Source organism: Enterobacter sp. K16B, assembly GCF_020216105.1.
In the GTDB taxonomy this organism is placed as follows: domain Bacteria; phylum Pseudomonadota; class Gammaproteobacteria; order Enterobacterales; family Enterobacteriaceae; genus Enterobacter; species Enterobacter sichuanensis.
The window spans coordinates 40,978-51,150 of the sequence record NZ_JAIWJZ010000026.1; the positions used below are offsets into that span (position 1 = coordinate 40,978).

At 57.4% G+C, this 10,173-nt stretch carries 8 protein-coding genes; 7 read left to right on the forward strand and 1 reads right to left on the reverse strand.

Annotated elements, in window-relative coordinates; all coding sequences use genetic code 11:
* Nucleotides 1–44 precede the first annotated feature (44 nt).
* From ycaR to LDK53_RS06800, 3 genes are all read left to right on the forward strand, one after another.
* A complete protein-coding gene (gene ycaR / locus LDK53_RS06790) occupies nucleotides 45–227 on the forward strand; it encodes a protein YcaR (protein ID WP_006174474.1) in 183 nt (60 codons plus the stop codon).
* Entirely contained in the window at nucleotides 224–970 is a 747-nt protein-coding gene (gene kdsB / locus LDK53_RS06795; RefSeq protein WP_225285094.1) for a 3-deoxy-manno-octulosonate cytidylyltransferase, read from the forward strand. Before ycaR ends, kdsB begins: the two co-directional genes overlap by 4 nt.
* Before the next feature lie 139 nt (nucleotides 971–1,109).
* Nucleotides 1,110–2,003, forward strand: coding sequence for a YcbJ family phosphotransferase (locus LDK53_RS06800; RefSeq protein ID WP_025756004.1), 894 nt, complete (start codon nucleotides 1,110–1,112; stop codon nucleotides 2,001–2,003).
* On the opposite strand, the gene elyC is transcribed toward LDK53_RS06800, so the two are convergent.
* On the reverse strand, nucleotides 1,980–2,759 hold the full coding sequence (gene elyC, locus LDK53_RS06805; RefSeq protein ID WP_025756003.1) for an envelope biogenesis factor ElyC: 780 nt from the start codon (nucleotides 2,757–2,759) through the stop codon (nucleotides 1,980–1,982). The genes LDK53_RS06800 and elyC overlap by 24 nt on opposite strands.
* Before the next feature lie 124 nt (nucleotides 2,760–2,883).
* On the opposite strand from elyC, the gene cmoM reads away from it, so the two are divergent.
* The 4 genes from cmoM to mukB are packed head-to-tail and all read left to right on the forward strand — an operon-like array spanning nucleotide 2,884 to nucleotide 10,125.
* Nucleotides 2,884–3,663, forward strand: coding sequence for a tRNA uridine 5-oxyacetic acid(34) methyltransferase CmoM (gene cmoM, locus LDK53_RS06810; protein WP_025756002.1), 780 nt, complete (start codon nucleotides 2,884–2,886; stop codon nucleotides 3,661–3,663).
* A 3-nt stretch (nucleotides 3,664–3,666) separates the two neighbouring features.
* Complete coding sequence (mukF, locus tag LDK53_RS06815; RefSeq protein WP_025756001.1) at nucleotides 3,667–4,989, forward strand: chromosome partition protein MukF; 1,323 nt, start codon at nucleotides 3,667–3,669, stop codon at nucleotides 4,987–4,989.
* Nucleotides 4,970–5,674, forward strand: a complete 705-nt coding sequence (gene mukE / locus LDK53_RS06820; RefSeq protein ID WP_008499954.1) for a chromosome partition protein MukE — start codon at nucleotides 4,970–4,972, stop codon at nucleotides 5,672–5,674. The genes mukF and mukE overlap by 20 nt, the downstream gene beginning before the upstream one ends.
* Nucleotides 5,674–10,125, forward strand: a complete 4,452-nt coding sequence (mukB, locus tag LDK53_RS06825; RefSeq protein WP_045284480.1) for a chromosome partition protein MukB — start codon at nucleotides 5,674–5,676, stop codon at nucleotides 10,123–10,125. The genes mukE and mukB overlap by 1 nt, the downstream gene beginning before the upstream one ends.
* Nucleotides 10,126–10,173 lie beyond the last annotated feature (48 nt).

The window sequence follows — 10,173 nt, forward strand, 5'->3', positions numbered from 1 at the left end:
AAAGGAATGTGTTAAGCTTTAGCGATTACCCATACGGAGGAACTATGGATCACCGTTTACTTGAAATTATTGCCTGCCCGGTATGCAACGGCAAACTCTACTACAGCCAGGACAAACAAGAGCTGATTTGCAAGCTGGACAGTCTGGCTTTCCCGCTGCGTGACGGTATTCCGGTATTGCTGGAAAACGAAGCCCGTTCCCTGGTGGCAGAAGAGAGCAAACCATGAGTTTTGTTGTCATTATTCCTGCGCGTTACGCCTCAACCCGTCTGCCGGGTAAACCGCTGGTGGATATCAATGGCAAACCGATGATCGTGCACGTTCTTGAACGTGCTCGTGAGTCGGGTGCTGAGCGCATTATCGTGGCGACCGACCATCCCGATGTGGCGCGTGCGGTTGAGGCCGCGGGTGGGGAAGTGTGTATGACCCGCGCCGATCACCAGTCTGGCACCGAGCGTCTGGCGGAAGTGGTTGAGAAATGCGGTTTCAGCGATGATACGGTCATCGTGAACGTGCAGGGTGACGAGCCGATGATCCCGGCGGTCATTATTCGTCAGGTGGCTGAAAACCTGGCGCAGCGTCAGGTCGGAATGGCCACGCTGGCGGTGCCCATTCATCATGCAGAAGAAGCGTTCAATCCGAATGCGGTGAAGGTGGTGATGGATGCGGAGGGCTATGCGCTCTATTTCTCCCGCGCCACCATTCCGTGGGATCGCGATCGCTTTGCGGTTTCAAAAGAGACTATTGGTGATACCTTCCTGCGTCACATTGGCATCTACGGCTATCGTGCTGGCTTTATTCGTCGCTATGTGAGCTGGGCGCCGAGCCCGCTGGAACATATCGAAATGCTGGAGCAGCTGCGTGTGCTCTGGTATGGCGAGAAAATCCACGTTGCTGTTGCCGAGGAGGTCCCTGGCACGGGCGTTGACACCCCTAAAGATCTTGAGCGCGTTCGCGCCGAACTGCGTTAATCCTGCCTGCATCCCTCATGGAGGGATGCACTCTCCGGTTTATTTTTTCCTATCTTTTCCATAATTGATCTCTGCAGGGTGACATCTGCTTTCTACGCGCTCATTATAAAAGCAGTAGTCTTAATGGGGGTAATCTCATATGGAACAGCTGCGTGCCGAACTGAGTCACCTGCTTGGCGAGAAATTAAGCCGGGTTGAATGTGTGAGTGAAAAGGCTGATACCGCGCTCTGGTCGTTGTACGACAGTCAGGGAAACCCAATGCCGTTGATGGCCAGGAGCTTTACCTCGCCGGGGGTTGCCCGACAGCTCGCCTGGAAAATTTCAATGCTCGCACGGCAGGGAACCGTCCGTATGCCGACGGTTTACGGCGTGATGACGCATGAGGAGCACCCTGGCCCGGATGTGCTGCTGATTGAGCGGCTGCGCGGGGTGTCTGTTGAAGCCCCGGCACGTACGCCGGAGCGCTGGGAACAGCTCAAGGACCAGATTGTCGAGGCGCTGCTGGCCTGGCATCGTCAGGATAGCCGTGGACTCGTTGGCCCGGTCGACAGTACCCAGGAAAACCTGTGGCCGCTGTGGTATCGCCAGCGGGTCGAAGTGCTGTGGGGGACGCTTAACCAGTTCAATAACACCGGTTTAACCATGCAGGACAAACGTATTCTGTTCCGCACCCGCGAGTGCTTACCGGCGCTGTTTGAAGGTTTTAACGACAACTGCGTGCTGATCCACGGTAATTTCACCCTGCGCAGCATGCTCAAGGACTCCCGCAGCGATCAGCTTCTGGCCATGCTGGGGCCGGGAGTCATGCTCTGGGCACCGCGCGAATATGAGTTATTCAGGCTCAGCGACAGCGGGGCGGCGGAAGGTCTGCTTTGGCACTACCTTCAACGTGCGCCCGTTGCCGAAGCGTTTCTCTGGCGGCGCTGGCTCTATCTGCTGTGGGATGAGGTGGCGCAACTGGTGAATACCGGTCGTTTCAATCGCGCCAACTTCGATCTGGCGACAAAATCACTCCTGCCCTGGCTTGCCTGAGGACCCCTTCAGCCACTGCCAGAGGCGTCCAAGCGTCTCATAACCCACGCGATCGCTGTGCATCAGCCAGGCCGGGGACGGGATCGCCCGTTCCCAGGGGTTGAGCGGCGCGTCGATGGCCATCTGGTTTGCCGGTGCCGGAAGCGGGTGCAGGCCCTGCTTTTCAAAGAAAATCATCGCTCTTGGCAGGTGCGAGGCGGAGGTCACCAGTAAGAACGGGACATCACCAATCGCCTGCTTCACCGCAGCGGCCTCTTCTTCGGTATCTTTTGGGCGATCCAGGGTAATGATCGATGACCGCGGCACGCCGAGCGACTCCGCCACCCTGGCCCCCGCTTCAGCCGTACTCACCGGGTTGGTTTTGGCCGCTGCACCGGTGAAGATCATTTTTGACCCCGGATTCGCCAGCCACAGGCGAATGCCTTCGTTGAGCCGTGGCAGGCTGTTGTTGATCAGGTTTGAGCTGGGGGCCCAGTCCGGGTCCCAGGTATAGCCGCCGCCCAGCACCACGATATAGGCTACTTTCTGATTACCCTGCCATGTTGGGTACCTGTTTTCGATGGGACGTAACAGGCCATCCGCGACCGGTTGCAGGCTCAGCAGCAGCAAGACCAGCCAGCCGAACGTAATAAGCGTTTTGCCACTTTTCTGAAAGCGACTGAACCACACCAGCGCCAACCCCAGCGCGATGATGAGCAGCAGGAGCGGAAGGGGAAGCATCATCCCTCCCACATATTTCTTCAGGGTAAAAAGCATCCTTTTTGGTTCCTTTTTTAACCATATAGCAGGTGAATACCCGTGATATTACACCAGAGAGGTTCATTCTCCGCGCGGGTGTGACAAAATAGCGGTTTTGCAGTTAGCGAGTGGAACTCTCCCAATGCGGGATCGCAATTTTGATGACATCGCGGAAAAGTTTTCGCGCAACATTTATGGCACTACTAAAGGGCAGCTTCGGCAGACGATCCTCTGGCAGGATCTGGACACCATTCTGGCCACCTTCGGGGGGCAAACGTTGCGTGTGCTGGACGCCGGAGGTGGTGAAGGACAGACGGCCATAAAAATGGCGGAACGCGGTCATCACGTCACGCTTTGCGATCTTTCTGCTGAAATGGTCGCCCGTGCGACGCGTGCAGCGGAAGAGAAAGGTGTGAGCGACAACATGCATTTTATACAATGCGCCGCTCAGGACATTGCACAGCATTTGGAAACCCAGGTTGATCTGATATTGTTTCATGCGGTGCTGGAGTGGGTAGCCGATCCGCAAAGCGTGTTACAAACCCTGTGGTCGATGTTGCGCCCGGGCGGCACGCTGTCGCTGATGTTCTACAATGCTAACGGCTTCCTGATGCACAACATGGTTGCGGGTAACTTCGACTATGTTCAGGTCGGGATGCCTAAAAAGAAAAAGCGCACGCTTTCCCCGGACTATCCGCGCGATCCGCAGCAGGTTTATGGCTGGCTGGAAGCGATCGGCTGGAAGATAACCGGGAAGACGGGCGTCAGGGTGTTTCATGATTATCTGCGTGAAAAACACAAACAGCGTGACTGTTTTGACACCTTAACAGAATTAGAAACGCGGTATTGCCGTCAGGAGCCTTTTGTCAGCCTTGGCCGCTATATTCACGTCACCGCGCACAAGCCGCAGATGCAAGGATAACCTATGAGTGAATTTTCCCAGACAGTCCCCGAACTGGTTGCCTGGGCCAGGAAAAACGATTTCTCCATCTCGCTGCCGGTAGACAGACTCTCTTTCCTGCTGGCGGTGGCCACGCTGAACGGCGAACGGCTGGACGGGGAAATGAGCGAGGGTGAACTGGTGGACGCGTTCCGCCATGTCAGTGATGCGTTTGAGCAAACCAGCGAAACCATTAGCGTGCGTGCCAACAACGCAATCAACGATATGGTGCGTCAACGTCTGCTGAACCGCTTTACCAGCGAGCAGGCGGAAGGAAACGCCATCTATCGCCTGACGCCACTGGGCATCGGCATTACCGATTACTACATCCGCCAGCGCGAATTTTCCACGCTGCGTCTCTCGATGCAGCTCTCGATTGTGGCGGGTGAGCTTAAGCGTGCCGCCGATGCTGCGGATGAAAACGGTGACGAGTTCCACTGGCACCGTAACGTCTACGCCCCGCTGAAATACTCGGTGGCGGAAATTTTCGACAGTATCGATCTGACCCAGCGTCTGATGGACGAACAGCAGCAGCAGGTGAAAGATGATATCGCGCAACTGCTGAATAAAGACTGGCGTGCGGCCATCTCCAGCTGTGAACTGCTGCTCTCAGAAACCTCCGGCACGCTGCGCGAACTGCAGGATACGCTGGAGGCGGCGGGGGACAAGCTGCAGGCGAACCTGCTGCGCATTCAGGATGCGACTCTGGCGCATGACGATCTGCATTTTATCGACCGTCTGGTCTTTGATTTGCAGAGCAAGCTCGATCGCATTATCAGCTGGGGCCAGCAGTCGATCGACCTGTGGATCGGCTACGATCGCCACGTGCATAAATTTATCCGTACCGCGATCGATATGGATAAAAACCGCGTCTTTGCTCAGCGTCTGCGCCAGTCGGTACAGACCTATTTCGATGCGCCATGGGCGCTGACCTACGCCAACGCCGATCGTCTGCTGGATATGCGCGACGAAGAGATGGCGCTGCGCGATGAAGAGGTGACCGGTGAACTGCCACCGGATCTGGAATATGAAGAATTTAACGAAATTCGCGAGCAACTTGCGGCCATGATCGAAGAACAGCTCGCTGTCTACAAAACCAGACAAGTGCCGCTGGATCTTGGCCTCGTGGTGCGCGACTATCTGGCGCAATATCCTCGCGCGCGCCACTTCGACATTGCCCGCATTGTGGTAGACCAGGCGGTACGCCTGGGCATCGCGCAGGCAGATTTCACCGGACTGCCGCCGAAGTGGCAGCCAATTAACGATTACGGAGCCAAGGTACAGGCGCATGTCATTGACAAATATTGAACAAGTGATGCCAGTTAAGCTGGCACAGGCGCTGGCGAATCCGTTATTTCCGGCGCTGGACAGCCAGCTGCGTGCCGGTCGTCACATTGGCCTCGACGAGCTGGATAATCACGCCTTTTTGATGGACTTCCAGGAGTACCTGGAAGAGTTTTACGCACGCTACAACGTGGAGCTCATCCGCGCGCCGGAAGGGTTTTTCTACCTGCGCCCACGCTCCACGACGCTGATTCCGCGTTCCGTACTCTCCGAGCTGGATATGATGGTCGGCAAAATTCTGTGCTACCTGTATCTCAGCCCTGAACGTCTGGCCAATGAAGGTATCTTCACCCAGCAGGAGCTTTACGATGAGCTGTTAACGCTGGCAGATGAGAGCAAGCTGCTTAAGCTGGTCAATAACCGTTCAACGGGGTCGGATCTCGATCGTCAGAAATTACAGGAAAAAGTCCGCTCTTCCCTGAACCGTCTGCGCCGTCTGGGGATGGTCTGGTTTATGGGCCACGACAGCAGCAAATTCCGCATTACGGAATCTGTCTTCCGCTTCGGCGCCGACGTGCGTGCGGGTGACGACGCGCGTGAAGCGCAGCTTCGCATGATCCGCGACGGTGAAGCGATGCCGGTGGAAAACCATTTGCAGCTCAATGATGAGCATGAAGAGAATCTGCCGGATAGCGGGGAGGAAGAGTAATGATTGAACGCGGTAAATTTCGCTCACTGACGCTGATTAACTGGAACGGCTTCTTTGCCCGAACGTTCGATCTGGACGAGCTGGTGACCACCCTCTCCGGCGGTAACGGCGCAGGGAAATCCACCACCATGGCGGCGTTTGTCACGGCGTTGATCCCTGACCTGACGCTGCTCCACTTCCGTAACACCACCGAAGCGGGGGCGACAAGCGGCTCCCGCGATAAAGGCCTCCACGGTAAGCTGAAGGCCGGTGTCTGTTATTCGGTGCTGGACGTCATTAACTCCCGTCATCAGCGTGTGGTGGTGGGCGTGCGACTGCAACAGGTGGCTGGGCGCGACCGTAAAGTCGATATTAAACCGTTCGCCATTCAGGGACTGCCAACCTCAATGCAGCCGACGGCGCTGCTGACGGAAACCCTGAACGAACGCCAGGCGCGCGTACTGACGCTGCAGGAGCTGAAAGATAAGCTTGAGACTATCGAAGGCGTGCAGTTCAAGCAGTTCAACTCGATTACCGACTACCACTCCCTGATGTTCGATCTGGGCGTGGTGGCGCGTCGTCTGCGCACGGCATCTGACCGTAGCAAATACTACCGTCTGATCGAAGCATCCCTGTACGGCGGGATCTCCAGCGCCATTACCCGCTCCCTGCGCGACTACCTGTTGCCGGAAAACAGTGGGGTACGGAAGGCGTTCCAGGATATGGAAGCGGCGCTGCGTGAAAACCGCATGACACTGGAAGCCATTCGCGTTACCCAGTCTGACCGCGATCTGTTTAAACACCTGATCAGCGAGGCCACCAACTACGTGGCGGCGGACTACATGCGTCACGCCAACGAGCGCCGCGTGCATCTCGATCAGGCATTAGAGTATCGTCGTGAGCTCTTTACCTCCCGTAAACAGCTGGTGGCCGAGCAGTATAAGCACGTTGAAATGGCGCGTGAACTGGGCGAACACAACGGTGCTGAGGGCGATCTGGAAGCCGATTATCAGGCTGCCAGCGATCACCTGAACCTGGTGCAAACCGCACTGCGTCAGCAGGAAAAAATCGAGCGCTATGAAGCGGATCTCGATGAACTGCAAATTCGTCTCGAAGAGCAAAATGAAGTGGTGGCCGAAGCCGCCGAGATGCAGGAAGAGAACGAAGCCCGCGCCGAAGCCGCCGAGCTGGAGGTGGATGAGCTGAAAAGCCAGCTTGCCGATTACCAGCAGGCGCTGGACGTGCAGCAGACGCGTGCGATTCAGTACACCCAGGCCCTGCAGGCGTTACAGCGCGCAAAAGAGCTGTGCCATCTGCCCGACTTAACGCCGGACAGCGCCGACGAATGGCTGGAAACCTTCCAGGCAAAGGAGCAGGAAGCAACGGAAAAGCTGCTCTCCCTCGAACAGAAAATGAGCGTCGCGCAAACGGCGCACAGCCAGTTTGAGCAGGCTTATCAGCTGGTGGTGGCGATTAACGGCCCACTGGCCCGTAACGAAGCGTGGGACGTTGCCCGCGAGCTGCTGCGCGATGGTGTGAACCAGCGCCATCTGGCCGAGCAGGTTCAGCCGCTGCGTATGCGTCTGAACGAGCTGGAGCAGCGCCTGCGCGAGCAGCAGGAAGCCGAGCGTCTGCTGGCGGAGTTCTGCAAGCGCCAGGGAAAAAATTACGATTTCGACGAGCTTGAGGCCCTGCATCAGGAGCTGGAAGCCCGTATTGCCGCGCTCTCCGATTCTGTATCCAGCGCCAGCGAACAGCGCATGACCCTGCGCCAGGAGCTGGAGCAGCTTCAGTCCCGCTCGCAAGCGCTGCTGCAGCGTGCGCCGGTCTGGCTGGCGGCCCAGAGCAGCCTTAACCAGCTGAGTGAGCAGTGTGGCGAGCAGTTCGAATCCAGCCAGGAAGTCACTGAATACCTGCAGCAGTTGCTGGAGCGCGAGCGCGAGGCGATTGTTGAGCGTGATGAAGTGGGCGCGCGCAAGCGTGACGTCGACGAAGAAATTGAGCGCTTAAGCCAGCCGGGCGGTGCGGAAGACCCGCGTCTCAATGCCCTGGCGGAGCGTTTTGGCGGCGTGCTGCTGTCTGAAATTTATGACGATGTCGGTCTGGATGATGCGCCGTACTTCTCGGCGCTGTATGGCCCGTCGCGTAACGCGATTGTGGTCCCGGATCTGTCGCTGATTTCTGAACAGCTTGCCGGTCTGGAGGATTGCCCGGAAGATCTCTACCTGATTGAAGGGGATCCGCAGTCGTTTGATGACAGCGTATTCAGCGTTGATGAGCTGGAAAAAGCGGTGGTGGTGAAAATCGCCGATCGCCAGTGGCGTTATTCCCGCTTCCCGGAACTGCCGCTATTTGGCCGCGCCGCGCGTGAAAGCCGCATTGAAAGCCTGCACGCCGAACGTGAAACGCTGTCTGAACGTTTTGCGACCCTGTCGTTTGACGTCCAGAAAACCCAGCGCCTGCACCAGGCGTTCAGCCGCTTTATTGGTAGTCATCTGGCCGTGGCCTTTGAAGCTGACCCGGAAGCGGAAATTCGCAAGCTCAACACCCGCCGTGGTGAGCTGGAGCGTGCGATTGCCGCGCACGAAAGTGATAACCAGCAGAGCCGCGTCCAGTTCGAGCAGGCGAAAGAGGGCGTTGCGGCCCTTAACCGGATCCTGCCGCGCCTGAATCTGCTGGCCGATGACACGCTGGCTGACCGTGTGGATGAGATCCAGGAACGTCTGGATGAAGCGCAGGAAGCCGCCCGCTTTGTGCAGCAGCACGGTAACCAGCTGGCGAAGCTGGAGCCCGTCGTGTCTGTGCTGCAGAGCGACCCGGAACAGTTCGAGCAGTTAAAAGAAGATTATGCCTGGTCGCAGCAGGTGCAGCGAGAAGCGCGCCAGCAGGCGTTTGCCCTGACGGAAGTGGTGCAGCGTCGTGCCCACTTCGGCTACTCCGACTCGGCCGAAATGCTGAGCGGTAACAGCGATCTGAACGAAAAATTGCGTCAGCGCCTTGAGCAGGCTGAAGCGGAACGTACCCGCGCCCGTGAAGCGATGCGCAGCCACTCCGCTCAGCTGAACCAGTACAACCAGGTGCTGGCTTCACTGAAAAGCTCCTTCGATACCAAGAAAGAGCTGCTCAACGATCTGCACAAAGAGCTTCAGGACATCGGCGTGCGTGCTGACAGCGGGGCAGAAGAGCGGGCGCGCATTCGTCGTGACGAATTGCATGCCCAGCTCAGTAATAACCGCGCGCGTCGCAATCAGCTGGAAAAAGCGCTGACCTTCTGTGAAGCGGAAATGGATAACCTGACCCGTCGCCTGCGCAAGCTTGAGCGTGACTACCATGAAATGCGTGAGCAGGTCGTGAGCGCGAAGGCGGGCTGGTGCGCGGTCATGAGGATGGTGAAAGACAATAACGTTGAGCGTCGTCTGCACCGCCGTGAACTGGCTTACCTCTCTGCCGATGAGTTGCGTTCCATGTCGGATAAGGCGCTGGGTGCGCTGCGTCTGGCGGTGGCGGATAACGAGCATCTGCGCGATGTTCTGCGGATGTCAGAGGATCCGAAGCGTCCGGAACGTAAAATTCAGTTCTTCGTGGCGGTTTACCAGCACCTGCGCGAGCGTATTCGTCAGGACATTATCCGTACCGACGATCCGGTTGAAGCCATCGAGCAGATGGAGATCGAACTGGGACGCCTGACGGAAGAGCTGACCTCCCGTGAGCAGAAGCTGGCGATCAGCTCCCGCAGCGTGGCAAATATCATCCGCAAAACCATTCAGCGCGAGCAGAACCGTATTCGCCAGTTGAACCAGGGACTGCAGAGCGTGTCGTTTGGTCAGGTGAACAGCGTGCGCCTCAACGTCAACGTGCGTGAAGCCCACGCGACGCTGCTGGAAGTGCTGTCTGAGCAGCATGAGCAGCATCAGGACCTGTTCAACAGCAACCGTCTGACCTTCTCTGAAGCGCTGGCGAAGCTGTATCAGCGCCTGAACCCGCAGATTGATATGGGGCAGCGTACGCCACAAACCATCGGTGAAGAGCTACTGGATTACCGTAACTACCTGGAGATGGAAGTTGAGGTAAACCGTGGCTCCGACGGCTGGCTGCGTGCGGAATCCGGGGCGCTCTCGACCGGTGAAGCGATCGGTACCGGGATGTCGATTCTGGTGATGGTTGTACAGAGCTGGGAAGATGAAGCGCGTCGTCTGCGCGGGAAAGACATCTCCCCATGCCGACTGCTGTTCCTGGATGAAGCAGCGCGTCTCGATGCCCGATCCATCGCCACGCTGTTTGAGCTTTGCGAACGTCTCGATATGCAGCTCATCATTGCGGCACCGGAAAACATCAGCCCGGAAAAAGGGACCACCTATAAACTGGTGCGTAAGGTGTTCCAGAACAGTGAGCACGTACACGTTGTCGGGCTGCGCGGTTTTGCGCCGCAGCCGCCGGAATCATTGCCTGGCACCACGGCGGATGCTTCCTGAAGCGTCTTCTGATCGCGAGCGGCGCCCAGGCGCCGCCTTTTTTTTTAA

What these genes read in the sequence shown, in the direction of transcription:
- ycaR (WP_006174474.1), top strand. Translation starts at nt 45, where the DNA reads ATGGATCACCGTTTACTTGAAATTATTGCCTGCCCGGTATGCAACGGC.
- LDK53_RS06800 (WP_025756004.1), top strand. Translation starts at nt 1,110, where the DNA reads ATGGAACAGCTGCGTGCCGAACTGAGTCACCTGCTTGGCGAGAAATTA.
- elyC (WP_025756003.1), bottom strand. Translation starts at nt 2,759, where the DNA reads ATGCTTTTTACCCTGAAGAAATATGTGGGAGGGATGATGCTTCCCCTT.
- cmoM (WP_025756002.1), top strand. Translation starts at nt 2,884, where the DNA reads ATGCGGGATCGCAATTTTGATGACATCGCGGAAAAGTTTTCGCGCAAC.
- mukB (WP_045284480.1), top strand. Translation starts at nt 5,674, where the DNA reads ATGATTGAACGCGGTAAATTTCGCTCACTGACGCTGATTAACTGGAAC.
- kdsB (WP_225285094.1), top strand. Translation starts at nt 224, where the DNA reads ATGAGTTTTGTTGTCATTATTCCTGCGCGTTACGCCTCAACCCGTCTG.
- mukE (WP_008499954.1), top strand. Translation starts at nt 4,970, where the DNA reads ATGTCATTGACAAATATTGAACAAGTGATGCCAGTTAAGCTGGCACAG.
- mukF (WP_025756001.1), top strand. Translation starts at nt 3,667, where the DNA reads ATGAGTGAATTTTCCCAGACAGTCCCCGAACTGGTTGCCTGGGCCAGG.